This is a genomic window from Chryseobacterium glaciei (assembly GCF_001648155.1).
GTDB lineage: Bacteria > Bacteroidota > Bacteroidia > Flavobacteriales > Weeksellaceae > Chryseobacterium > Chryseobacterium glaciei.
In genome coordinates this window covers 4,087,562-4,111,708 of sequence record NZ_CP015199.1, presented here as the reverse complement: position 1 = coordinate 4,111,708, position 24,147 = coordinate 4,087,562, and the positions used below count along the sequence as shown (strand labels likewise).

Here is a 24,147-nt window from a genome sequence, read left to right as displayed (position 1 = left end):
TTATGACTTAGGAGCCCATTGATTGAAAAACTCTTTCGTTTTTTCTAAACTGTAGCCTTTATCCTGTTCCAAAACATCACTTTGCTGTACGTGAATCATTTTTCCGTCTTTATCTAAAACAATAAACACCGGATATCCAAATTTTTCACCTGGATTTCCATATTGGCTAAAAACTTTCTCATTTTTATTATCAGGTGAATAATTCAAATGATAATACACGTAATTTTTATCTACAATCCCCTTTAATTCAGGAGTTGTCTGCACAAACTGATTAAAACGAAGACACCAGATACACCAATTTCCACCCGCCTGAATCATAATGTTTTTATTTTCCTTCTTAGCCTGAACGATCAGAGCTTCAATATCTTTCTGAGCATCCGCTTTTGGGTTGTAAGGTTTAGGTAATTTTGCTTTTTCCTCTGCCGCTGCCTTTTTCTTCTGCTCTATTACTTTCGGATCTTCCTTCACTTTTTCTGTTTGAGCATACGCCATTGATCCAAATGCCATAAATAGGGCTACAAAATATTTTAATGATGTCTTTTTCATACTATAAAAATAAAAAATTAATACTTATTATCAGCAAAAATGAAACCATAATTTTATTATCACTAAATTTGCACGTTTTATGAATTTCCTTATCAAAATATTATACTTAATTTCTAAACTTCCTCTAAAAATATTATATATATTTTCGGACATTATCTTCTTTTTAAATTATTATGTTGTTGGATATAGAAAACAAGTAATTACTCAGAATTTAAAGAACTCTTTCCCAGAAAAATCGGAAGAAGAAATTGCTGCGATTAAAAAGAAATTTTATTTAAATTTTTCAGATTATTTGGCGGAAACAATAAAATCTTTCACAATGTCTGAAACTGAAACCAAGGTCAGGATGCAGCACATTAATCAAGAGTTGTTTCACGAAGCTAAAGAAGAAGGAAAGAATATTATTTTATTGGCAGGTCATGTTTTCAATTGGGAATGGATGAATACTTTGGCGACTATTGTACCACAAACAAACTGTCACCCGGTTTACAGAAAGGTTAACAGTACTTTTTGGGAAAACCAGATGAAAAAAGTGAGAAGTAAGTTTGGAAATGATGCGTTGGAAGCAAATGAAGTTGTTTTAAATATTTTCAGAGCTAAAAATAATGGCGATTCTATTTATCTTTTTGTAGCAGATCAAACGCCACATTTTTCTCATGTCAGCTACGGATTAGAGTTTTTAAATCAAAGAACTCCCGCATTTATAGGCTATGATAAACTAGCCACAAGAATGGATCTTATTTTCATTTATTGTGAAATGAAGAAGGTTCAACGTGGTTTTTATCAAATTAATTACCACAGAGTTATGCCTGACGGAGAGAAATTTGCAAAAAATGAAGTGGTAAGAAAATTCCATAAATTGTTAGAAAATACTTTGCATAAAAGACCCGATAATTATTTGTGGTCACACAGAAAATGGAAATATCAAGATTCTATTAAAGATTTTGATTCCGAAAAAATATAGATGGAGATGTCGAAAAAACTAGCAGTTGCCATATTAAACTGGAACGGTAAAAACTGGCTTGAAAAATTTTTGCCAAGTGTTGTTCAATCTTCTCAAAATGCAGATATTTATGTCATTGATAATCTTTCTACAGACGATTCTATAGATTATTTACGAGTTCATTTTCCATCAGTTCAAATCATAAAAAACAATCAGAATTTTGGTTTTGCAGGAGGTTATAATGAAGGTTTAAAACAGATCCAAGCTGAATATTACTGTTTACTCAATTCAGATGTTGAAGTCACTGAAAACTGGATAGAGCCTGTTTTAGAATTATTTGAAAAAAATTCAGAAATATCGGCTATTCAACCAAAAATATTATCTTTTAATACTAAAAATTTATTCGAATTTGCAGGTGCTGGCGGTGGTTTAATCGACAACCTAGGCTATCCCTATTGCAGAGGAAGAGTATTTGATGATTTGGAAGAAGATAAAGGTCAATACAACGATGAAACTGAGATTTTCTGGGCTTCAGGATGTTGTTTTTTCATCCGTTCTAAAGATTTTTGGAAACAGAAAGGTTTTGATGAAAGATTTTTTGCCCATCAGGAAGAAATAGATCTTTGTTGGAGATTAATTAATTCAGGAAAGAAAATATTTTATACAGGAAAATCTACAGTTTATCACGTTGGAGGCGGAACTTTAAACAAACAAAGTGCTCAAAAAACCTATTTAAACATCAGAAATAATCTTTCAATGATGTTGAAAAATTTACCTTTTCCTAAGTTAATTTGGTTAATATTTTTCAGATTGTGTTTAGACGGAATTGCAGGAATTTATTTTGGATTTAAACACGGATTTCCACATCTTTGGGCTGTTGCAAGAGCACATTTTGGTTTCTACGCGCAACTTCCCGGAACTTGGAAGCTTCGTCAAAAACATCAAAAAGGGGATTTCTATCAATCCAAATGGTTGATTTTTAAACATTTTCTTTAATAAAGGTATCAGGATTTAGGTTTTAGGGCTTAGTTCCAGTATTGATAAATAATATTTAAGGAACGTTGAAGGGTGCAGCCCGACTTGAGTGGAGCACATTTTGTAGTTTTTTTAGAAAGGAAAAAGCATTGGCAAAACTACAAAATTGCGGGAACGGAAGGCGGAAAAAGCTGCCCAAAATATTAGAAATAATTCATATCTTATACCACTTAATTTTATAATTACATTTCATGGATTTTTGCGCAATAGATTTCGAAACAGCCACTAACGACAGGAGTTCAGCTTGTGAAGTTGGCGTTTGTGTTGTGCAGGATTCTAAGATTATAGAGACAAAAACCTGGTTGATAAAACCTCCTAGTTTTCCTTATTTTAGTCAATATAATATCGATGTACATGGAATTGTACCGAATGATGTAAAAAATTCTCCTACTTTCGATGAGATCTGGTACGAAATTCAGGAAATGATGTACGGAACATTAATGATTGCTCATAACGCGAGTTTTGACGCAGGAGTTTTAAGAGCATGTCTGAGTCATTATGGAATATTTACGCCTAAAATTGACTATTTATGTAGTATTCAGCTGGCAAAGAAATCATGGAATTATCTTCCTAAATATGGTTTAAAACATTTGGCGGAATATCATCAGATAAAATTTAAACATCATAGAGCAGGTGCTGACGCAGAAGTTTGTGCAAAAATTTCATTATTGGCTTTCGAAAAATTATTCCTTACCAGCAACGATGAAGTTTCTGATTATATGAAATTGAAAATTAAAAAGCTTTAATAATTTTTAACTCACTCAAATTTTACATTAAGTTTGTCATTCCGGAGGAATCTACATTTGTTTTGTAGAGATACTTTCAGCATGACAAAATAGTTGTTTTAATTTGAATTGATAGTGAGTACTTTTATCCCACAGATTGCACATATTTACACAGATGATAATGTCAAACTTCACCTAATTAGCACTTATTTGGTAATGTTTATGTAGAATTAATTGCTTAAAACTTCGGAGAGTAGGTTGAATTTTGGAATGTCTATTTCAAAACTTTCCTCAGTATCCATATTTTTAACTAAATATTTCCCACTCATATTTCCTACTCCGGAACGTAACATTACATTGGAAAAGTAAGCAAAATTCTCACCTACAGGAATTTCCGGTGTTAATCCTATTACACCATCTCCTATGATCTCTGTAAATCCGAATCCTACGTCAAAAATTAACCATTTTCTTTTAAGAATTTTTATAGGAAAACTTCCGTCATTTTCTATCGTTATGCTATATTTAAAAACATATCGATTTTCGGATGGATAACTGTTTTTGCTATCGTATTCAGGTATTACTGAAACTTTGATATTCGAAGCCATTTTTGAAAACATCACTTTTGTATTTTTTAGATATATACAAAAATCTCGCCTTTTTTGAGGCGAGATTGTAAGATTTATGTTAAATTATTTAAAACTATAATTCTAATCCTCTTCTTTCGTCACCACCCATTAAAATTTCAACAGGGTTGTCGATACCTTCTTTTACTGCTACCAAGAATCCTACAGACTCTTTTCCGTCAATAATTCTGTGGTCATAAGACATTGCAACATACATCATTGGACGAATTACAACTTGTCCGTCAACCGCAACCGGTCTTTGAATGATATTGTGCATTCCTAAGATTGCAGACTGAGGAGGGTTAATGATCGGTGTAGACAACATAGATCCGAAAGTACCACCATTTGTAATAGTGAACGTACCTCCAGTCATTTCGTCAACCGTGATTTTTCCGTCTCTTACTTTAACAGCAAGGTCTTTGATGTTTGCTTCAACACCTTTGAAAGACATGTTTTCAGCATTTCTCAATACCGGAACCATTAATCCTTTAGGCCCTGAAACTGCAATTGAAATATCGCAGAAATCATAGTTAATTTTGAAATCTCCGTCAATTGATGCATTTACATCCGGATATAATTTTAATGCTCTTGTAACCGCTTTTGTGAAGAAAGACATGAAACCAAGTCCAACTCCGTGCTTTTGAGCAAATTCTTCTTTATATTGTTTTCTTAGTCTAAAGATTTCAGACATGTCAACCTCGTTGAAAGTAGTTAACATCGCTGTTTCATTCTTCACAGAAACTAATCTTGAAGCGATCTTTCTTCTAAGAACAGAAAGTTTAGTAGTCGTTGAAGCTCTAGATCCTGTAGCTGTTAATGAACTACCTCCCATTGCAGGAACAGCAGCCAACTCAGCGTCAGTTTTAGTGATTCTTCCGTCTCTTCCCTGTCCGTTAACTTGTGATGCGTCAATACCCTTTTCATCAAGAATTTTCTTAGCAGCAGGAGACGGAGCTCCAGTAGCATAAGTTTGAGGAGCAGCAACTGGTGCAGCTGGTTTTGGAGCATCTGTTTTAGCCGGTTCAGCAGCTTTAGGAGCTTCTTCTTGTTTTGGAGCAGCAGGAGCAGAACCTTCTGGTTTAGCAGCATCCACATCAATTAAACAAACTACCTGCCCTACTTGTACCACATCACCTTCTTCCGCTTTTAAAGTAATAATTCCACTTTGTTCTGCAGGCAATTCTAGCGTTGCTTTGTCTGAGTCTACCTCAGCGATAGGTTGATCTTTTTCTACATAATCACCATCCTTTACAAGCCAAGTTGCAATTTCAACTTCTGTAATTGATTCGCCCGGTGAAGGAACTTTCATTTCTAAAATTGACATATTGAGTATTTTTTATTTTTTAATTGAATATTATTTTTAATTAAGCTGTTACAGGTCTTTTAGCAGGAGCATCGTCTCTGTCGAAAACTCTGTTGATCACTGCATTTTGGTTTTTCTCAAACATTTTATGACTTCCCGGAGCCGGAGCACCACTTGGAACAGGAGAAATTACCTGAATTCCCGTATCTCTGAAGTTTCTTAAAATGTAAGACCAAGCACCCATATTTTCCGGTTCTTCCTGAGCCCAAACAATTTCTTTTTTGTTCTCATATTTATTGAAGATCGCCTCGATTGCATCATTTTGTAATGGATACAATTGTTCAAATCTTACCAAAGCAATATTTTCAGCGTTTAATTCTTCTTTTTTAGCTAATAATTCGAAGTATAATTTACCTGAACAAAGCACTAATTTTTCTACTTTCTTAGGATCAGCAGTTGGATCGTCTAAAATCGGTTGGAAACTTCCTGTTGCAAAATCTTCCAATGGAGAAACTACTTTTGGATGTCTCAATAGAGATTTTGGACTCATTACTATCAATGGTTTTCTGAAAGTCCATTTTAGCTGTCTTCTTAACAAGTGGAAATAGTTAGCAGGAGACGTAATGTTCGCAACTACCATATTTTCGTTTGCACAAAGCGTTAAGAATCTCTCTAATCTGGCTGAAGAGTGTTCTGCACCTTGCCCTTCAGATCCGTGAGGTAATAGCATTACCAAACCATCCTGAATCTTCCATTTCTCTTCTGCTGCAGCCAAATATTGGTCAACTATAATTTGTGCTCCGTTTACGAAATCTCCAAACTGAGCTTCCCAAATTGTTAAAGTATTAGGAGAAACCATAGCATAACCATAATCAAATCCTAACACTCCGTATTCAGAAAGGTGAGAATTGAAAACATCAAACCTGCTTTCAGAAACATGTCTTAACGGGATGAATTCTTCTTCAGTATCTTCAGTTTTTACAACTGCGTGTCTGTGAGAGAAAGTTCCTCTTTCCACATCTTCCCCAGAAAGTCTTACGTTGTGACCTTCAGTAAGCAATGTAGCATAAGCTAACCACTCTCCTAATGCCCAGTCTAAAGAATTTCCTTCGATTGCTTTAAGACGGTTTTCGAAAAGTCTTGTAATTTTATTGATGAACTTTTTATCAGCCGGAAGTGTTGACATTTTGATCGCCAATTCTTTCAACTTCGCCAAGTCATATTTTGTATCAACAGGTAACTGAACAGCACCTCTTTTTCCGATAGGATAATTTGTCCAGTCATCAGACATAAACAAGTCCATCACGTTTTTCTCGATTTCTTTAGAAGCATCAAAGTCTTTATCTAAAAGTGCTTTGAAATCAGTTTCCATTTTCTTAAGAATGTCGTTAGAAATAACGCTGTCGTTGATTAATTTATCTTTATAAATTTCTCTTGGATTCGGGTGCTTAGAAATTAATTTATATAAATTAGGCTGTGTAAATCTTGGCTCATCACCTTCGTTATGACCATATTTTCTGTATCCTAATAAATCAATATAAACGTCTTTTCCAAATTTAGCTCTGAAATCAGCAGCAAAATGGATTGCATGTACTACCGCTTCAGCATCGTCAGCATTTACGTGCATTACAGGAGATTCTGTAACTTTAGCAATATCTGTACAATACGTTGAAGATCTAGCGTCTGCATAGTTGGTTGTAAATGAAACCTGGTTGTTTACAACGATATGAACAGTTCCTCCTGTTTTATATCCTTCCAATGTCATCATCTGAGCAACTTCGTAAGCAATACCCTGTCCTGCCAATGCACCGTCACCGTGAATTACGATCGGTAAAATCTTAGAACCGTCTCCTTTATATTTATCATCTATTTTAGCACGACAGATACCTTCTACAAGAGCAGATACTGTTTCTAAGTGAGATGGGTTTGGAGTAAGGTTAATTGCAACCTCTTCTCCAGAAGCTGTTTTTATTTTTTTAGATGAACCTAAGTGATATTTAACGTCACCAGAGAATACATCTTCTTCAAATTCTTTTCCTTCAAATTCTGAGAAAATCTGCTTGTAAGACTTTCCGAAAATATTAGATAAAACATTAAGTCTACCTCTGTGAGCCATCCCAAGAACAACCTCATCAACTCCCAATTGAGAAGATCTTGAAATCAATTGATCCAACGCAGGAATCAATGTTTCACCTCCTTCAAGAGAGAATCTTTTTTGTCCCACAAATTTTGTGTGAAGATAGTTTTCAAAAGCTACAGCCTGATTCAACTTCAATAAAATATCAGTTTTCTCGTTAGCTGAAAGACTTGGATGGTTTTCGTTTACCTGCAACCATTTTTTGATGAAATCTTTCTCTTCAACATTGTTGATATACGTATATTCAACACCGATAGAATCACAGTAAATGTTTTCTAAATGCGTAATAAGTTCCTGTAATGTTGCAGGTTCTTTCATCCCTGTTTCAAGGGCACAGTTGAATTTTGTATTTAAGTCTGATTTATCAAGACCGAAATTTTCGATATCTAAAGTCGGAGTGTAATGTCTTCTTTCTCTAACCGGGTTTGTTTTTGTAAACAAATGCCCTCTCGTTCTGTAAGCCTCAATAAGGTTTACAACTTTAAATTCTTTTTTGATATGCTCAGGAACTTCGCCGTTAGCGGCTGCCTGAGAAATTTGCTGAACTGCCGGAGCAGCGTTAGCCGGAGCTTGGATATATTGAACGTTATCGCCTTCACCGTAGTTCTCCAAAGCAAAATCGAATCCTTGAAAGAAGGATTTCCATGATGGTTCTAAAGAGTCCGGGAATTTTAAATACTGTTGGTATAAATCCTCAATTAATTGAGAATGAGCTGCGTTTAGGAATGAAAATCTGTCCATTATTACAGTTTATCTATTATTAAATTTTGTTTGTAGAATTAATCCTCAAATTTAATAAAAAAAACCGACGTGGGACAGCCCAAAACTATTAAAAAAACTATAAAAGAAATAAATACAATTAATTTACTTATAAACAGATAAAGACAACTTCATATTAACGTTCTGGCCTTCCATCGGACGTTCGATAAAAGTCTGGCGAATATCTCCGAAACGCATCTCGTCATTTTTAGCTTTTTGTAGCAGTTGTTGCACCGCTTTAACTCTTCCTTCGTAAGTACCTCGGTAATACATTACGTAGTTTTGTGTTGGACTTACCGATCTGAAATTAAAGTTATTATCTGTAACACCGAATTTTTTAGACAAAGGAATTCCGAGGAAATAAGAGACTTCTTTATCTTTATAATTGTCAGCATCCGTAATCATAATTGGGTACCCAAATTCGTCATCTTTTTTGCCGAGATCCATCGTTATATAATTATAAACCTTGTTATAATTCATCACGATATTTTTATAAAGCGCATCTTTTTTATTTGATGTACTGACGTTAATTCCCAATAAAAGTTTGTCTTCTTCCTTCTCAACCATCAAACTATCATACTTTATGGCCGCCATCTGATTGTCTTTTTCCACTTTATTCCCTAAAACATTTTTCAGAGTTGTCATGCTATTGTTGATATTTTCAGCAAATCGGTCTTCTGTCCAGAAATTTTCTACTCTTTTCCAAACGGATAATTTTGGGGTATGAACATTCCAGATAATCTTTGTTTTTTCAGCAGAAACGGCTTTAAACTTAACATCAACCAACGTTGGGTTCTCATTTCTATCCTCAAAAAGCTGATATCTCAACGTTTTGTTTGGATTTTCATATCTGATGAACATTTCACCGTCTGTATCGTTTTTCGGATCTACATAGCTTATACTACTGCCCTGTCCTTCGTAAGGTGTGTAATAATCGATATCGATAGACTTAGAACTTTTGAAGAAATTGTTCCAACGCGTGAAATTCTGCAGATTATTGAACTGAGAAAAGACCTTCTCCACCGGATAGTCTACCTCTTTCTCTATTTTAAAGCTTTTGCTTTCATCCACAAAATAATACATGGAAGCAGCATAAGCTCCTCCCAACAGTATCGCAACTATCGCTATGATTTTAAAAAAACGCATCGCACAAAAGTAAGACAAATAAAAAAAGTGACCAATATGTTGGTCATTTTGATTTTAATAAGTTTTCTTTCCTTCCGGAAAGTTTTCCACACCTAGCATCAGACTTTCGGAAACACCCTTACAATATTTTTCAAGAATATAAAAAAACGCAACTCCTAAAAGATGCGTTTTTATTTTTTGCGAATATAAATCCTTTGAAAATAGATTCTTCACTCCGCTTTGCTTCGTTCTGAATCACCGATGTATTCTCAAACTCTACAATTATATAACTCTCAGACTCAACTTACCCAATATGAGTTCCCGGAGGAACGATAGCTCCTTTTTTCACCACTACAATACCGTCCTGTACTGAATGTGTTCCAAAATCACCGTCTGGTAAGTGTTTTCCGCCGATAATTCTTACATTATCTCCGATGTAGCAGTTTTTATCTAGAATTGCTTTTTCGATGTAGCAGTATTTTCCGATTCCCATGTTGGGGCGGCCTTTCCTATCATTGATAACAATTTCTGTTGTGCTTTGATAAAAATCGGCTCCCATGACGTAGGAATTTACGATCGTACTTCCTTTATCAATCCTCGTTCTGTTTCCAATAACTGAATTTTCAATTTTATCTGCCATAATAATGCATCCGTCTCCAAAAACAGCTTTACTTACATAAGAACCGTTGATTTTAGATGGTGGAAGCATTCTCGCTCTTGTATAAATTGGTGAAGATGAGAATAGGTTAAATTGAGGAAAATCCTGGCACAAATCAATATTAGCTTCGTAGAAAGATTCGATTGTTCCGATATCCGTCCAATATCCTTCAAACTGATAACTTAATGTCGTGTATTTTCCAATGGAATTCGGGATGATGTCTTTTCCAAAATCATCTCCAGCTCCGTCTTCAAACATTTTTTTAAGAATTGTTTTCGTGAATATATAGATTCCCATTGAAGCTAAATATTCTTTTCCTGCGCCTTTATTCTTTTCAGAAACTTCAGATTTTAAACTGTCTAAAATGTCATAATCCGGCTTTTCAACAAAAGAAGTAATATTTCCTTCGTCATCAGAACTTAAAATTCCGAAACCTGTGGCATCCTTAGCATTTACAGGGATTGTGGCAATAGTTACGTCCCCTCCTTTTTCAATATGGAAGTCAAGCATTTCTTTAAAATCCATCTGATACAATTGATCTCCTGAAAGAATCAGAATATATTCATAATCATATTTTTCAAGGTGCTTCATCGACTGACGCACCGCATCTGCCGTTCCCTGATACCAACTCTCATTTTCCACATTCTGCTCGGCTGCCAAAATATCAACAAAACCTTTGCTGAAAATATCAAAATGGTAAGAATTTTTGATATGCGAATTCAATGAAGCTGAATTAAACTGTGTAAGAACCAAGATTTTATTCAATCCTGAATTTAAACAATTAGAAATAGGAATATCAACCAATCTGTACTTTCCTGCGATAGGTACAGCTGGTTTTGATCTTGTGTACGTTAATGGAAAAAGTCTCGTGCCTCTTCCGCCTCCCAAAACAATGGAAATAACATTGTGATTCATAAATTATATTGCGTTTTTTATTTTAATTGTACAATTCTATTTTTCGTATTTACACTTACTCTAAAGCATTCTTTATTCTCTGATTTCAACTTATCATTGTAAACCACCACATCATATAAATTATCGTTCTGCTCTTTTACAACTTTATCTACATCATCAATTTCTATATAATGTTTTTTGAGTTCATTTCTGAAAAGTTTATTTGTGATCAAAACATCCATCACATCAATTTTCTTAGAAGCAAAGCCTTCTATATCTTTATCGTATTTTATCTTCCAGCCTTTGCCATATCTTTCTTCTATTGCTGCATAGGTCTTTTTATTTGTCTCATCTACTTTTTTCTGTAGTTTAGAATCAATCATACAGCCAGCAACATCAACAATTTTTATTTTCCATTTTTCGGAAATTCCTTCTATCGCTTCATGAATTCTTATATCTGAAAGACCATATCCATAAATCCAATAATATCCTCCATGATAATTTTCTTGTTCCTTTTTACAGGAAATAATCGAGGTAAATATTATTACAAGAAAAAAAGCTCTCAACATACTTTAGTTAGTATATAAAGCTATGTATTTTTCTGCAGATTTCTCCCATGCAAAGTCAAAATTCATATTTGCGTGAATAAGATTCTCCATAACGTCTTTTTCATTGTAAATACTTAACCCTCTATTCATCGCGTGGACAATATCATCAACCCCGGGGTAGGCAAAATTGATTCCCGCTCCGCCTGTTGAGATGTCTTCAACTGTATCTTTTAACCCTCCAATATACCTTACGACAGGAATTGTTCCGTATCTCATGGAATACATTTGATTCAATCCGCATGGTTCCACTCTTGATGGCATCAATAAAAAGTCTGCCGAAGCATATATTTGATGCGAAAGATGTTCTTTATACCCAAGATCCAACGCAAAATTGGAATAAGTATAGTCGTATTCTTTCAGTTTATTTTCAATATATGAGTTTCCTGAGCCTAAAACCATGATATTTAAAGCACCATAACTTTGTTTAATACTTTTCCAGACCACGTCAGGAAGCAAGTCAGCACCTTTTTCTGTTGCGAATCTTCCGATAAAAGCAAACAAAGGAAGTTCAGGTTTCAAACCATATTCTTTACAAAGCTTCTCTTTATTTTTCTTTTTCTGCTGGATGGCATTTTTAACATTAAAATTAAAATCCAACATCGGATCGGTTTCCGGATCCCAGACTTCTGTATCAATCCCGTTGATAATTCCGTATGCTTTTCCGAATTCTTCACGAACAAGACTCTCAAGACCTCTGAAACTGACGAAAAGTTCTTCCAAATACCCTGCCGAAACAGTTGTAAAAGCGCTTGAACATTTAATCATACTCGCTAACGGATTCATGTAGCCATTCCAATCCATTAATCCCCATTTATAGCTGTCGAAAGCAGGCATATAATTAGCCATATTCCAACTCATCATTCCCTGATATTCGCCGTTATGAATAGTTCCGATGGTTTTTACGCCTTTTAAAAATTCAAAATCCGGACAATGTTCGATCATAAAAGGAACCAAACCTGTATGATAATCATGACAATGCAAGACATCGGGACGAATCTTCATCGCGCTCAACCAATGCAAAACACCGTGCTGAAAAGCCAAAAACTGATAACTTTCGTCCTGATAACCATAAGGATTATCTCTGTCTAAAAGTCCAGGAATTCTCACCATGTATAATTCGAATCCCAAAACATCGGTTTTCTCTTTGAACACCTGAACCTGAAGCATATCTGGTCCCTGATGAATGAAGCCATCAAAAACTATGTCAAACTCATGATCATAAACAAAAGCTTTGTTGTACCAAGGCATAACTACCTTAGCGTCTACATCGTTTATTTTGTTTTGATATTTCGGCAATGCTCCTACAACATCTGCCAAACCTCCTACTTTTGCCACCGGATAACATTCCGTACTAAGATGATAAATAATCATTTTTACCTTTTTATCGTTTGTGTAATTTAATTCTGTGTAATTTATACTTTTTATCTTTTTTCATTTTTAAAACAACTCCTGCAAGAGGAGGAAGTTTTAAAATTATTGAATTAGGACGGTTCATCCATGGTTCAGACTGTTCTTTAATGATTTCTGGTTTTACACCACTTCCATTATATCTTTCATCATCTGAATTGAAAACAACCTCCCAATGTGTTCCTGCATTGATGCCTATTTTATAATCTAAAACTTTAGGAGTAAGATTTAAAACAACCATAAAAACGTCATCCTTCTTTTTTCCTTTCCTTAAATACGTAATAACCGAATTTTCAAGATCATCGGCTTCTACCCATTCAAAACCACTTTTATCAAACTGATTTTCGTAAAAAGCAGTTTCGTATCTGTATATATGATTTAAATCTTTAACTAAAGTCTGCAAACCTTTATGAATAGGGTGTTCTAATAAATGCCAATCTAAACTTTGGGTGAAATTCCATTCGCTGGTCTGCCCGAATTCATCACCCATAAATAAAAGCTTCGCTCCGGGATGCGTAAACATATATACGTACAGCACGCGAAGATTTGCAAATTTTTGCCATTCGTCGCCTACCATTTTATAGATCAAACTCGCTTTTCCGTGTACTACTTCATCGTGAGACAAAGGCATCATATAATTTTCGTTGTACATGTACATTGAAGCAAAAGTCAGTTTATGATGACTGAATTTTCGGTCAGCATGCTCTACTTTAAAATAATCCAATGTATCGTGCATCCAACCCATCATCCATTTCATTCCAAAACCAACTCCGCCGTCATGAACAGGCTTTGTAAGCATCGGAAAATCCGAACTTTCTTCTGCAATGGTGATAATATTATCGCCAAATTCTTTATAAACAGCAGTGTTGAATTCCTGCAGAAAAGCTTTCGCTTCTAGGTTTACATTTTCGCCATAAATATTAGGTTCCCATTCGCCTTCATTTCTGGAATAATCGAGATGAAGCATCGAAGTTACCGCATCCACACGCAATCCATCAGCATGATAACGTTCCAGCCAGAACATGGCATTTGAAATTAAAAAAGATTTAACTTCATTTCTTCCATAATTGAAAATATAGGATTTCCAATCAGGATGAAAACCTTTTCTCGGATCTTCATGTTCATATAAATAAGAACCGTCAAATCGGTATAAACCATTGGCATCACCCGGAAAATGAGACGGAACCCAGTCTAAAATAACACCAATATCATTATTATGTAATTCATTAATTAAAAACATGAGATCCTGCGGAGATCCAAAACGTGAGGTAGCCGCATAAAATCCAGTAATTTGGTAGCCCCAACTCGGATCGTAAGGATATTCCATCACAGGCATGAATTCTACATGCGTAAAACCCATTTCTTTGATGTAAGGAACTAGCTTTTTGGCAATTTCCCTGTAGTTTAAAAATCTTTTAGGATCATCACCTTCTCTTAGCCAAGAAGCCAAATGCATCTCGTACACGGAGATCGGAGCATTTAAACTATTTTTTTTCCAACGATTTTTGAGCCATTCTTTATCCTTCCATTCATACCAAGTCGTGGAAACTAATGATGCAGCCTGAATATTTTGTTCCCAGCTCAAAGCATAGGGATCACTTTTTTCTAAAATTTCTCCGCGGGGAGTTTCAATAGCGTATTTATATAGTGTTCCCCAGGTTAATCCGGCAATAAAACCTTCCCAAATTCCTGATTCGTCCCATCTTGGAAACAAAATATGATCTTTGTCGTTCCAATTATTAAAGTTACCTATCACTGAAACTTTTTTCGCATTTGGAGCCCAAACCGAAAAATAAACCCCTTGAATCCCGTCTTTCTCTACAGAATGTGCACCAAACTTATCGTATAGCTTATAATGCTTACCTTCTTTAAAGAGATAAACATCATGTTCAGTGAAAAGCGTATACGTTTTAACAGAATTCATCAATACTTTGATTAATTTTTATATATTTCTTGAAACTACGAAAAATATCAACAAACACCGTTAATTATTGTTGAAATAATTATTATGTTAATCTTTTTCACACCCTTGTGTACCAAATATATAAATTTTTAAATCGTATTATTTATTAATTTAAAAGATTGCAATAAAAAGATTTTTTATAAATTTATCGGTTAATATTTATTACACACATGATGAAGTTTGAACTTTATACCGAAGAGAGTGACGATAGACCTATTTACATCACAGGAAATTTCAATAAATGGAATCCTAAAGATTATAGCTACCAACTTACACAACAAGATCCGCACAGGTATTCCATTGAAATTGATGATCAGATTCTGCCTTCCGTTGTTGAATACAAATTCACAAAAGGCGGATGGGAAAACGTAGAACTCGACAAATACGGAAGCATTACTCCCAACCGGAAAATTAATAAGTCAGTAGGAAAAACATCCGATATTATTGAAAAATGGAGACTGAATTGGGGGCCATTCAAAAAAGAGTTTTTTCCAATTGTGGAAATTATTTCGGAAAAATTTTACATTCCGCAACTTGAGCGTTATCGTAAGGTTTGGGCTTTACTGCCTTATGATTATTATACTTCTAAGAAAAGCTACCCTGTTTTATATCTTCAGGATGCCCAAAATCTATTCAATGAAGGAAGCGGATATGGAAACTGGGAAATTGATAAAAAGCTCTCAATTCTTGCAGAATATGGCCGTGGAGATATGATCGTGATCGCCATAGAACACGGAAGCGAGGAAAGAATTAAAGAGTATATTTTCGATAATGATAATGTAGCCAACGGTTCTGAGGGTAAAAAATACATCCGTTTTATCGCTGATACTTTAAAACCTTACGTTGACGAAAATTACCGTACCAAAAAAGACAGAGACAATACCGGAATCGGAGGAAGTTCACTTGGTGCTTTAATCAGTATTTATAGTGGTTTTCTCTATCCAGAAGTCTACTCTAAATTATTAATTTTCTCTCCATCACTTTGGGTTGAACCTAATAATAATTTCCCGATGATGAACTTTAGGACACCTTTTAAAACAAAAATTTATTTGTATGGTGGCGCTCAGGAAGGTTCAAAAATGGTGAAAAGAATCTATGTTTTTGAAGAATATTTAAAAAGATGGGAGAAAAAAAATCTGTTTGATTTTGAATTCAGAACGAACATTAATCCCGAAGGAACGCACAACGAATTTTACTGGTCACAGGAATTCCCAAGAGCTATCGAATGGCTGTTCTACGACAATAGGGAAAATCCTGTAGAAGTGAAACCTCAACAAAAAAGCATTAAAAATTAACATTTATGAAACTAATTAATAAAAAAAACAGAACATATACTCAGGTTTTCCAATTATTCACAGAAGAAGAATGGACAAAAATTGGAAAAAATTTCAACAAAAATATTTCAGCTTTTTTCACAGGAAAGAAGAACGAAATCTTTGTAAATGCCCACGAAGAAGGCATTACTTACTTTATCGGCCTTGGAAAATCGAGTCTTCAGAATTTCGAAATTCAGCAGGTTGCCAATAAATTTTCTCAAACTCAAAAAAAGAATTTACAAGCAGTTCCCACGTTGGTTTTGGCGGATTTTCTTAATGAAAAACAATTTGAAGAATTCGCAAAAGGTCTGTTAATAGGAACTTACAACTACCCTTTTGAAAAAAGCCATCCTTTCTGGAATACAAAATTTGAAATTCATTTTGAAAATGCAAGTCAGAAAAAATTAGATTCAATCAGTGCAAAAGCTGAGGCTTTGTGTAACGGACAAGTTGCCTGTCAGGATTGGCTGAACAAGCCGGCCAATCTAAAAAATCCTGATATTTTTAATTTATATCTTAAAAATTTAGCTAAAAAACATGAGTTAAAATACACAGTTTTCAATAGAAAAAAATGTGAGGAACTTGGTTTAGGAGCTTACCTTTCTGTGAATCAAGGGAGTGCTTATGATGCTGCTTTTACAATTTTAGAATATAAAACGACAGCAAAAAATGCTAAAACAATTGGTTTGGTAGGAAAATGTGTATTGTTTGACACAGGAGGAATTTCCCTGAAAAACCCCGACAATATGCATTATATGAAGTCTGATATGGGCGGCGCAACGGCGGTTTTAGGAACTCTAATTTATGCCGCAGAAATGGAACTTCCTGTAAATATCGTAGCAATTTTACCGATCACAGATAACGCAATTTCTGAAAACGCATTTTTACCAAGTGATGTAATTACAGCTTATAACGGAAAAACAATTGAAGTTCTGAACACCGATGCAGAAGGAAGAATGATCCTTGCAGACGGGCTTTCTTACATGGCCAAAAACTACAAAACCGATCTTATGATCGACCTTGCAACATTAACGGGAAGTTCCGTAAGAATGTTCGGTGATACTTGTGGAGCCATGTTTTCAAATAATGAAGAATTAAAAAATCTTTTGATAAAAACAGGCGATAAAACCAATCAAAGACTATGGAATCTGCCTTTATGGGACATTTGGAAAGACGATATACAGTCTGATGTAGCAGATATGAAGAACATTTCTATGAAGCCAATAGGAGATTGTATTATTGCTGCTAAATTCCTGGAACAGTTCATCGAAAACCATCCAAAATGGGCACATTTAGATATTGCCGGAGTTGCCTTTGGAAACGTTGGATATGCCAAAGAAAAAGCTGCAACAGGCTTTGGAGTGCAATTATTGGCCGATTTAATCGAAAATTATCACTAAAAATTAGTTTATTACAAAAATTCTCTGTATAATTGATATAAGAATTTTCAAATACATACTGATAGACGGTTTTTAGCATTAATTAATCAATAAAAAATCGCTTTCTTTTTTGAATATTCATCAAAATTAAAAAAACATTATATGGAGGAGAAAACAATAGTATGTATTTCGTGCTATTACAAGGGCTATGATTTCATGGAAGAAATGAAAAAGCTCGGTAATAAAATAATCTTAGTGACATCCGAAAATCTTAAGGAAAAAAACTGGCCGTGGGAAGCCATTGACGAGGTATTTTATATGCCCGAACTGAAGCCGTCTGTCTGGAATCTTGATCATCTTGTTCAGGGATTTTCACACTTAATGCAGACCAGAAAAGTAGACGCCGTGATCGCTTTGGACGATTATGATGTTGAAAAGGCTGCACTTATTAGGGAAACGTTCCGTATTCCGGGAATGGGACAGACCACACATCGCTATTTCAGAGATAAATTGGCGATGAGACAAAAGGCGAAAGATTCAGGAATCAATGTGCCAGAGTTTACGTCAGTTTTTAATAACGATGAGGTTAATCGTTTCGTTGACAAAGTTCCGGGGCCGTGGGTTTTGAAACCCCGTTCGGAAGCTTCCGCATCAGGAATTAAAAAAATAACAAATAGAGAACAACTTTGGGAAGCTTTAAACGAACTTGGAGAAGAGCGTCACTTATTTTTATTAGAAAGTTTCAAACCCGGAGATGTTTATCATGTTGACAGTTTAACTTTTAATAAAGACATCGTTTTCACTTCTGCTTCAAAATATCTTGCTCCGCCGATGGAGGTTTCTCACGAAGGAGGGGTTTTCAGAACAAAAACGTTAGGAAGATATTCTGATGAATTTAAAGCTTTGGATGATGTTAATGCAAAAGTTTTGTCCAGTTTTGGGTTAATTTATGGTGCCACTCACACAGAATTTATCCGAAGTAAAGATGATGGAAAATACTATTTCCTTGAGACTTCATCAAGAGTTGGAGGCGCACATATTCCTGATTTGGTCGAAGCTTCAAGCAATATCAATATCTGGAGAGAATGGGCGAAAATTGAAGATGCTCTTCTGAAAGGTAAAAAATATGAGGTTTCAAAACCTACAGGATATTATTCAGGATTAATTATTGCATTAATTAAAGATAGAGAGCCTGATTATAATGAATTCGAGTGTGAAGAAGTTGTAAAATTCTTACCTATAGATTACCACGTTGGTATTGTTTACAAATCAAACGATGCCACCATCGTACAGGAAAGACTGGATCGCGCTGCAGAAAAAATACATGCAGAATTACTGAATATTCTTCCTCCAAAAAGCAAACCAAGCTCATAAACAATTTATGAATAGAGACATTAATATTCAAGAAGTTATTGATCTTATAAAATTAAATATTCCAGAAAAATCAAGTTTAAAAGACACGTTGGAAAATGCTAAAAACGGAAATTGGGAAAGTAAAGCATATTACAGATATGTAGATTCAAAAAATGCTAACAAAACCGATGCAGAATGGCAATTTAAAGAAAATATTGTTTTTAACCATCCAAAATTAGGAACAATTGTTCTTGATATTCTACAAGATGAACGACTTGGCGGAATAGAATTTGTGAAATTCATATAATTTCAGATATTAATTAAATAAAATATTAAAACCCAAACAAGAAAAAGAATGCTGCAGATAGAACATACTGATTACTATTCAAATATATTAGGAACAAGCCTTAAAGTAGAGGTTACCGGACATTATGGTCATCCCATCATCATGTTTCCGACTTCGCAGGGGCAATATACCCAAAACCATGATTTTCACCTTAATGGAAGCATCAATTGGTTTGTTGAACAGGGAAAAGTAAAACTTTATAACATTCAGACCATCGATGGCTGGAGTTTCTATGACGAAAAAATATCTCCACAACAAAGGATTAAAAATTACGAATTGTATGTACAGTTTCTGATTCAGGAATTCGTGCCTTACATCCAAAAACTTCATAATACGCACCGGGTAGCGGTTGCAGGAGCGAGCTTTGGAGGATATCATGCTGCCAATTTTGCATTCAGGTTTCCTGATGTGGTTTCGCATTTATTCTGCCTTTCGGGAGCATTCAGTATCCGCAACTTTATGGACGGATATTCTGATGAACTGGTATATTTTAATTGCCCGAGAGAGTTTGTTAAAAATGATGAAGCTTGGAAATACAAACACATGCACATTGTTTTAAGCACCTCGGATCAGGATATCTGCAAGGATAAAAACTTAGAAATGGCAGACATTTTAAGTGCAAAAGGAATTGATTTCTGGTATGACGAAAGAAAATGGATCAACCACGACTGGCCGCTTTGGCGATTGGTTTTCCCAACATTTATAGGAAGGTTTTTCTCTTAAATTTTTAAATTCAAATTATTAATATAAAACATTAAAAAAACAACAATTATGGCAAAAAAAGTTGGAATTCTATTCGGGATGGAAGATACATTTCCTTGGGCATTTATAGACAAGGTAAATGAATTAGGAGGTGGAGAAATTATTGCAGAAGCAGTGAGCATTGACAAATTAGAGCAAGGCGCAGATTACGGATATGCAGTAATTATAGACAGAATTTCGCAGGACGTTCCCTTCTACAGAGCTTATCTTAAAAATGCAGCATTGAACGGAACTTACGTTATCAACAACCCTTTTTGGTGGAGTGCAGACGAGAAGTTTTTCAATAATGCATTGATGTCTAAACTGGGAATTCCTCTTCCGAAAACAGTGTTGCTTCCTTCGCATGAAAGACCTACAGATACTACAGAAACATCTTTCAGAAACCTGAAATTCCCTCACGATTGGGAGTATATTTTCGATTATGTTGGCTTCCCTGCTTACATGAAACCTCATGACGGCGGTGGCTGGAAAAGCGTTTACAGAGTAGAAAGCCCTAAAGATCTTTGGAATAAATTAGGAGAAACCGAGCAGTTGGTAATGATGGTTCAGGAAGAGATCGTCTTCGAAGATTATTACAGAGTATATTGTTTAGGCAAGAAATATGTTCATATTATGCCTTACGAACCGAGAAATCCGCACCATTTGAGATACGCAACAACGCATCAGACAGAAGGTGAAGAATTAAAAAAATTATTAAAGGTTATTCATGATTATACGATTAAAATGAATGAAGCTTTAGGATATGATTTCAATACGGTAGAATTTGCCATCAGAGATGGAATCCCTTACGCAATCGACTTCTGTAACCCGGCTCCGGATGCAGACAGAAATTCTGTCGGTGAAGAAAACTTCGCGTGGATCGTAGAAAACTCTGCTAAATTAGCGATTGAAAAAGCAAAAGAATACGTTCCAGGGAAACCAAATATCTCTTGGGGAACTTTTGTAAAAGACTCAGTAAAATAAGACATTAAAATAAAAAACACCGAAAAAGAATGCATCAATTTACGATTGGTATCGAAGAAGAATACCAAATTATAGATGTTGAGAGCCGTGATTTGGTTTCTCATGTTTCGAAAATTATTGAAGGCGGAAAAGCTGTTTTAAGTGAAAACTTAAAGCACGAAATGCACGAATCCATGATTGAAATGGAAACGGGTATCTGCCAGAACATTCAGGAAGCACAGGCTGAGCTTACAAATTTAAGAAGACACCTTATTAATACCGCTCACGAACAGGGACTTCGTGTTTCAGGAGGGGGAACTCACCCTTTTTCCAATTGGGAACACAACACCATCACGGATGGCGAACGCTACAACAAAATTGTAGACGATATGGGAGATGTTGCCCGCGGAAATCTTATTTTCGGGCTTCATGTTCATATCGGAATTCCAAATCGTGAAGAAGGCGTGAGAATTCAAAATGTAATGCGTTATTTCTTGCCTCACGTTTATGCACTGTCTGTTAATTCACCGTTTTGGATTGGTAGAAATACAGGGTTCAGGTCTTACAGACAGGAAATTTTCGTTAAATTTCCAAGAACAGGAATTCCGAGTTATTTCAATTCTCTGGCAGAATTTGACAGCTATGTTGATCTTTTGGTTAAAACAGGAACAATTGATAATGCTAAGAAAATCTGGTGGGATCTACGCGTTCATCCGTTCTACCCTACGATTGAATTCAGAATCTGCGATATGCCTTTAAGAATTGAAGAAACGGTTTGTCTTGCTGCTATTATGCAAAGTTTAGTGGCTAAAATTTACAAATTGCATCAGCAAAATTTAAGCTTCAGAAGTTATAGAAGATTATTATTAAATGAAAATAAATGGAGAGCTTCCAGAGACGGAATACATTCACATTTAATTGATTTTGGTAAAGAAGAATCTGTTCCTTATCCTGATTTATTAAAAGAATTGCTTGAGTTCATTGATGATGTTGTGGACGAATTAGGATGCAGAAAAGAAGTTGAATACGCATGGACAATTCTTGAAAACGGAACAGGTGCAGACAGACAGCTTAAAGTCTATGAAGAAACAGGCGATCTTACGAAAGTTGTGGATTATATGATCTCAGAAACAGAATATGGCATAACACATGGTCAATCCGCTTCATAATATTTTTGGTAACTTTGTAAAAAATATGAAGTAGTATGAAGGATATTAGAATCGCTTTGCTGGACATGAATAACAATCAGGTAAATCAAGGCTTTAAAAATATACGAGAGATTTCGGAAGCATTCAAAAAAAAATCTGAAGAAAATGTTATCATCAAAACTTTTGATGTAAGACATAAAAATGAAATGCCAAATATTGAAGATTTTGATATTTTCATTTCATCAGGAGGTCCCGGAGATCCGCACAGAGAAGGACTTGAATGGGAAGATAAATTTGCAGAATTTCTGGATACCGTTTATAATCATAATAAATATAATGATGATAAAAAGTATATGTTTCTGATTTGTCATTCATTCCAATTAGCGAGTATTCATTGGGAATTGGGTAATATCTGCAAAAGAAAATCTTATTCTTTCGGAGTAATGCCGATTCATAAAACTGATGAAGGTGAACAGGAATTTTTATTTAAAAATCTTCCAGATCCGTTCTATGCTGTGGATTCTAGAGCGTTTCAGTTCATTGAGCCAAATCACGAGCGTTTTGAGGAATTAGGAATGAAAATCGTTGCGATTGAGAAATTCCGTCCGCATATTAATCTTGAGAGAGCTATTATGGCGGTTCGTTTTTCAGAAGAGATCTTTGGAACTCAATTCCACCCTGAAGCTAATCCTGAAGGTATGGTTGAAAACCTGAAAGATGAAAAGAATAAAGAAGCTATGATCGAAAATTACGGAATGGAAAAATATCTTGAAACTGTGGACAGAATGGATGATGAAGACAAAATCGTTCTTACACAGGCTCAAATTCTACCGAGATTTTTGCAATTTGCAAAAAAAAACGTTTTGAAGGGAGCTGAAGCAATGGCTTAAAGCATACATTAAAATTAAACTATCAATACAGAAATCGAGCAATATTGCTCGATTTTTTAAAATCACAAAGAAAAAGAATATGGTCTCAAAATACAGAAAACAATTTAATCAGGAATTTTCTCAGGAAAAATATGAACAGTTTAAAGAGATTCTAAAACAGAAAAGTGGTGTTGAGACTTCTTTCAGAATTTCCGAAAGTCCTATGTTTCTTTCGAATAAATTTAAAGACAAGCTTATTGACGCAAGCGAAAGTATTATTGATCAGATCAAAGCTTTATCGCCTGAAACATTACAAAAAGCGATTCCTGAAAACTGTAAAGTTCCGAATGACACCAATCAACCTCATTTTTTTACCATAGATTTTGGAATCTGTAAAAGTGAAAATGGAGAAATAGAACCTCAATTAATAGAGCTCCAAGCGTTTCCATCGCTGTATGCTTTTCAAAAGATTTTTGAAGATACATTTTGTGAAGTTTATCCTTTTTTAAATGAACTCAAAAACAAAATGCCTCATGAAGAATTTAGAAATTATGTAAAAGATCTAATTGTAGGCAATGAAAATCCTGAAAACGTAATCCTTCTTGAAATTTTCCCTGAAAAACAAAAAACATTAATCGATTTTGTTCTGACCGAGAAATTATTAGGAATAAAAACCGTTTGTTTAACCAAACTAAAGAAAGAAGGAAGAAAACTATTCTATGAAAATGAAGGAAAATTAGTTGAGATCAAAAGAATTTATAACCGAGTAATTTTCGACGAATTAGACAGAATTCCTGATCTTAAAACTGAATTTGATTTCCGTGAAGATGTAGATGTAACTTGGGTTACGCATCCTAATTGGTTTTTCAAAATTTCAAAGTTTCTTCTTCCAATGCTGAAACATCAGTTTGTACCGAAAAGCTATTTCTTACACGAGTTTCCGGAAAATGAAAATCTTGAAAACTTTGTTTTAAAACCTTTATTTTCGTTTGCAGGAAGTGGAGTTAATTTAGATCCGACAAAAGAAATCACAGATGCCATCGAGGATAAAGAAAATTATATTTTACAGAGAAAAGTAACTTATGCTCCTCTTTTTGAAGATATCAACGGAGAATTTTCAAAAGCAGAAATCAGATTATTGTATATTTGGAGAGAAAATGACGAACGCCCTATCCTACTTGAAAATCTTGGAAGAATGACAAAAGCCGCCATGGTGAATGTTGACTTTAATAAGAAAGATGCGATTTGGATTGGCAGTTCTAATGCGTTTTTTGTAGAAGAATAATATTTTATAAAAACTAATATA

Annotated in this window: 21 protein-coding genes; 12 read left to right on the top strand and 9 right to left on the bottom strand. The window is 34.7% G+C overall.

Annotated elements, in window-relative coordinates; translation table 11 throughout:
• Entirely contained in the window at positions 1–492 is a 492-nt protein-coding gene (locus tag A0O34_RS18510; RefSeq protein WP_228394388.1) for a thioredoxin family protein, read from the bottom strand.
• A gap of 133 nt (positions 493–625) precedes the next feature.
• Here A0O34_RS18510 and A0O34_RS18505 point away from each other — a divergent pair, with 133 nt between their 5' ends.
• The 3 genes from A0O34_RS18505 (at position 626) to A0O34_RS18495 (ending at position 3,270) form a co-directional block, all read left to right on the top strand.
• Entirely contained in the window at positions 626–1,510 is an 885-nt protein-coding gene (locus A0O34_RS18505; protein WP_066758045.1) for a lysophospholipid acyltransferase family protein, read from the top strand.
• Positions 1,511–1,516: 6 nt separating this feature from the next.
• A complete protein-coding gene (locus A0O34_RS18500; RefSeq protein WP_066759828.1) occupies positions 1,517–2,485 on the top strand; it encodes a glycosyltransferase family 2 protein in 969 nt (322 codons plus the stop codon).
• A 230-nt stretch (positions 2,486–2,715) separates the two neighbouring features.
• Complete coding sequence (locus A0O34_RS18495) at positions 2,716–3,270, top strand: 3'-5' exonuclease (protein ID WP_066758043.1); 555 nt, start codon at positions 2,716–2,718, stop codon at positions 3,268–3,270.
• Positions 3,271–3,479: 209 nt separating this feature from the next.
• Here A0O34_RS18495 and apaG read toward each other — a convergent pair whose 3' ends face one another.
• The 8 genes from apaG to glgB all read right to left on the bottom strand — a co-directional run bounded on the left by apaG (position 3,480) and on the right by glgB (position 14,687).
• Positions 3,480–3,854 (bottom strand): Co2+/Mg2+ efflux protein ApaG, encoded by a 375-nt coding sequence (gene apaG, locus A0O34_RS18490; protein ID WP_228394316.1) that lies wholly within the window; start codon positions 3,852–3,854, stop codon positions 3,480–3,482.
• Between the two features lie 94 nt (positions 3,855–3,948).
• The gene (gene odhB, locus A0O34_RS18485; RefSeq protein WP_066758037.1) at positions 3,949–5,196 is read right to left on the bottom strand and encodes a 2-oxoglutarate dehydrogenase complex dihydrolipoyllysine-residue succinyltransferase; all 1,248 of its coding nucleotides are present in this window, start codon (positions 5,194–5,196) and stop codon (positions 3,949–3,951) included.
• A gap of 40 nt (positions 5,197–5,236) precedes the next feature.
• Positions 5,237–8,053, bottom strand: a complete 2,817-nt coding sequence (locus A0O34_RS18480) for a 2-oxoglutarate dehydrogenase E1 component (protein WP_066758034.1) — start codon at positions 8,051–8,053, stop codon at positions 5,237–5,239.
• Between the two features lie 123 nt (positions 8,054–8,176).
• Entirely contained in the window at positions 8,177–9,217 is a 1,041-nt protein-coding gene (locus tag A0O34_RS18475) for an SRPBCC domain-containing protein (RefSeq protein ID WP_066758030.1), read from the bottom strand.
• A 283-nt stretch (positions 9,218–9,500) separates the two neighbouring features.
• Complete coding sequence (locus tag A0O34_RS18470) at positions 9,501–10,769, bottom strand: glucose-1-phosphate adenylyltransferase (RefSeq protein WP_066758027.1); 1,269 nt, start codon at positions 10,767–10,769, stop codon at positions 9,501–9,503.
• A gap of 17 nt (positions 10,770–10,786) precedes the next feature.
• Positions 10,787–11,317: an FEKKY domain-containing protein gene (locus A0O34_RS18465; RefSeq protein ID WP_066758024.1), complete on the bottom strand. Its 531-nt coding sequence runs from the start codon at positions 11,315–11,317 to the stop codon at positions 10,787–10,789.
• Between the two features lie 3 nt (positions 11,318–11,320).
• On the bottom strand, positions 11,321–12,727 hold the full coding sequence (locus tag A0O34_RS18460) for a glycogen synthase (protein WP_066758021.1): 1,407 nt from the start codon (positions 12,725–12,727) through the stop codon (positions 11,321–11,323).
• Positions 12,728–12,737: 10 nt separating this feature from the next.
• The gene (gene glgB / locus A0O34_RS18455; RefSeq protein ID WP_066758015.1) at positions 12,738–14,687 is read right to left on the bottom strand and encodes a 1,4-alpha-glucan branching protein GlgB; all 1,950 of its coding nucleotides are present in this window, start codon (positions 14,685–14,687) and stop codon (positions 12,738–12,740) included.
• Positions 14,688–14,899: 212 nt separating this feature from the next.
• On the opposite strand from glgB, the gene A0O34_RS18450 reads away from it, so the two are divergent.
• From A0O34_RS18450 to A0O34_RS18410, 9 genes are all read left to right on the top strand, one after another.
• Positions 14,900–16,021: an alpha/beta hydrolase gene (locus A0O34_RS18450; protein WP_066759826.1), complete on the top strand. Its 1,122-nt coding sequence runs from the start codon at positions 14,900–14,902 to the stop codon at positions 16,019–16,021.
• Positions 16,022–16,026: 5 nt separating this feature from the next.
• On the top strand, positions 16,027–17,442 hold the full coding sequence (locus A0O34_RS18445; RefSeq protein ID WP_066758013.1) for a leucyl aminopeptidase family protein: 1,416 nt from the start codon (positions 16,027–16,029) through the stop codon (positions 17,440–17,442).
• Between the two features lie 141 nt (positions 17,443–17,583).
• Positions 17,584–18,795, top strand: a complete 1,212-nt coding sequence (locus A0O34_RS18440) for an ATP-grasp domain-containing protein (protein WP_066758006.1) — start codon at positions 17,584–17,586, stop codon at positions 18,793–18,795.
• A gap of 7 nt (positions 18,796–18,802) precedes the next feature.
• Positions 18,803–19,081: a hypothetical protein gene (locus A0O34_RS18435; protein WP_066758003.1), complete on the top strand. Its 279-nt coding sequence runs from the start codon at positions 18,803–18,805 to the stop codon at positions 19,079–19,081.
• Positions 19,082–19,129: 48 nt separating this feature from the next.
• Complete coding sequence (locus A0O34_RS18430) at positions 19,130–19,843, top strand: alpha/beta hydrolase-fold protein (RefSeq protein WP_066758001.1); 714 nt, start codon at positions 19,130–19,132, stop codon at positions 19,841–19,843.
• A 48-nt stretch (positions 19,844–19,891) separates the two neighbouring features.
• A complete protein-coding gene (locus tag A0O34_RS18425) occupies positions 19,892–20,845 on the top strand; it encodes an ATP-grasp domain-containing protein (RefSeq protein ID WP_066758000.1) in 954 nt (317 codons plus the stop codon).
• 29 nt (positions 20,846–20,874) lie between these two features.
• Positions 20,875–21,993 carry a carboxylate-amine ligase gene (locus A0O34_RS18420; RefSeq protein ID WP_066757997.1) on the top strand — a complete coding sequence of 373 codons (1,119 nt, stop codon included), beginning with the start codon at positions 20,875–20,877 and terminating at the stop codon, positions 21,991–21,993.
• 35 nt (positions 21,994–22,028) lie between these two features.
• Positions 22,029–22,862 (top strand): type 1 glutamine amidotransferase, encoded by an 834-nt coding sequence (locus A0O34_RS18415; protein ID WP_066757995.1) that lies wholly within the window; start codon positions 22,029–22,031, stop codon positions 22,860–22,862.
• A 79-nt stretch (positions 22,863–22,941) separates the two neighbouring features.
• Positions 22,942–24,126: a hypothetical protein gene (locus A0O34_RS18410; protein WP_066757992.1), complete on the top strand. Its 1,185-nt coding sequence runs from the start codon at positions 22,942–22,944 to the stop codon at positions 24,124–24,126.
• The last annotated feature ends 21 nt before the right edge of the window (positions 24,127–24,147 follow it).

Excerpts from the sequence above, each read along its gene's own strand:
- A0O34_RS18510 (WP_228394388.1), bottom strand. The coding sequence starts at position 492 with ATGGCGTATGCTCAAACAGAAAAAGTGAAGGAAGATCCGAAAGTAATA.
- A0O34_RS18505 (WP_066758045.1), top strand. The coding sequence starts at position 626 with ATGAATTTCCTTATCAAAATATTATACTTAATTTCTAAACTTCCTCTA.
- A0O34_RS18500 (WP_066759828.1), top strand. The coding sequence starts at position 1,517 with ATGTCGAAAAAACTAGCAGTTGCCATATTAAACTGGAACGGTAAAAAC.
- A0O34_RS18495 (WP_066758043.1), top strand. The coding sequence starts at position 2,716 with ATGGATTTTTGCGCAATAGATTTCGAAACAGCCACTAACGACAGGAGT.
- apaG (WP_228394316.1), bottom strand. The coding sequence starts at position 3,854 with ATGGCTTCGAATATCAAAGTTTCAGTAATACCTGAATACGATAGCAAA.
- odhB (WP_066758037.1), bottom strand. The coding sequence starts at position 5,196 with ATGTCAATTTTAGAAATGAAAGTTCCTTCACCGGGCGAATCAATTACA.
- A0O34_RS18480 (WP_066758034.1), bottom strand. The coding sequence starts at position 8,053 with ATGGACAGATTTTCATTCCTAAACGCAGCTCATTCTCAATTAATTGAG.
- A0O34_RS18475 (WP_066758030.1), bottom strand. The coding sequence starts at position 9,217 with ATGCGTTTTTTTAAAATCATAGCGATAGTTGCGATACTGTTGGGAGGA.
- A0O34_RS18470 (WP_066758027.1), bottom strand. The coding sequence starts at position 10,769 with ATGAATCACAATGTTATTTCCATTGTTTTGGGAGGCGGAAGAGGCACG.
- A0O34_RS18465 (WP_066758024.1), bottom strand. The coding sequence starts at position 11,317 with ATGTTGAGAGCTTTTTTTCTTGTAATAATATTTACCTCGATTATTTCC.
- A0O34_RS18460 (WP_066758021.1), bottom strand. The coding sequence starts at position 12,727 with ATGATTATTTATCATCTTAGTACGGAATGTTATCCGGTGGCAAAAGTA.
- glgB (WP_066758015.1), bottom strand. The coding sequence starts at position 14,687 with ATGAATTCTGTTAAAACGTATACGCTTTTCACTGAACATGATGTTTAT.
- A0O34_RS18450 (WP_066759826.1), top strand. The coding sequence starts at position 14,900 with ATGAAGTTTGAACTTTATACCGAAGAGAGTGACGATAGACCTATTTAC.
- A0O34_RS18445 (WP_066758013.1), top strand. The coding sequence starts at position 16,027 with ATGAAACTAATTAATAAAAAAAACAGAACATATACTCAGGTTTTCCAA.
- A0O34_RS18440 (WP_066758006.1), top strand. The coding sequence starts at position 17,584 with ATGGAGGAGAAAACAATAGTATGTATTTCGTGCTATTACAAGGGCTAT.
- A0O34_RS18435 (WP_066758003.1), top strand. The coding sequence starts at position 18,803 with ATGAATAGAGACATTAATATTCAAGAAGTTATTGATCTTATAAAATTA.
- A0O34_RS18430 (WP_066758001.1), top strand. The coding sequence starts at position 19,130 with ATGCTGCAGATAGAACATACTGATTACTATTCAAATATATTAGGAACA.
- A0O34_RS18425 (WP_066758000.1), top strand. The coding sequence starts at position 19,892 with ATGGCAAAAAAAGTTGGAATTCTATTCGGGATGGAAGATACATTTCCT.
- A0O34_RS18420 (WP_066757997.1), top strand. The coding sequence starts at position 20,875 with ATGCATCAATTTACGATTGGTATCGAAGAAGAATACCAAATTATAGAT.
- A0O34_RS18415 (WP_066757995.1), top strand. The coding sequence starts at position 22,029 with ATGAAGGATATTAGAATCGCTTTGCTGGACATGAATAACAATCAGGTA.
- A0O34_RS18410 (WP_066757992.1), top strand. The coding sequence starts at position 22,942 with ATGGTCTCAAAATACAGAAAACAATTTAATCAGGAATTTTCTCAGGAA.